The sequence below is a fragment of the Pseudoalteromonas luteoviolacea NCIMB 1942 genome, assembly GCF_001625595.1.
Taxonomy (GTDB): domain Bacteria; phylum Pseudomonadota; class Gammaproteobacteria; order Enterobacterales; family Alteromonadaceae; genus Pseudoalteromonas; species Pseudoalteromonas luteoviolacea_A.
The window spans coordinates 1-609 of record NZ_AUXT01000109.1; the positions used below are offsets into that span (position 1 = coordinate 1).

The window sequence follows — 609 nt, forward strand, 5'->3', positions numbered from 1 at the left end:
AGATGGCTGGTTAGTTCCATTAAGCAAACCATACGTACTTGAGGATATGCTGTGTCGCCGTGCTGATTCTTCCATGTACAGAACGCTTGATGATTTTCAGGTGTATCTGGCGTGCGCCATACAACACCATCAACGCCTAATAGTGATAAGCCACACCATGTGGGGTGGTTGGCATCTGCATTCCACATTTTTTGACTTTGATGAAAAACCTCTTTAACGGCATCTGCACCAAGACGCTGCCTAGCTTGCACAACTGCACTGGGTGCAACAAGTTCCTTTTTTCCGGGTAATGCTAAACCCCAGCTTGCTGACTATGCTCCACAGCGGGTCTTCACGATAAAGCGACATACAAATAACCGTCCAAACCGCCATTTCTACAGGCAGCCTCCTGCGTCTTATCGTAGCGACACCGGCAGTTTCAGCACATTGTTTGATGAAATCTGGGCATAAGAAATCACTCAGTTGACCTAAGCCTTCTGAATTTGGGGCATAGCCATTGGCAAGAGAAAGTGCTGTCGTTAATTGCAAAGTAAAAGGCTCCTGAATAAATTCAGAAGCCTTTATAAACTAACCAGAAGATCGGTCAATGGATCATTAAATGTTTCTTAA

General features: G+C 45.0%; 1 pseudogene. It reads right to left on the minus strand.

Going from position 1 to position 609, the window contains the following annotated elements:
* Positions 1-528: pseudogene (locus N482_RS05660) on the minus strand (transposase domain-containing protein); the annotation flags it as partial.
* Positions 529-609: the final 81 nt, after the last annotated feature.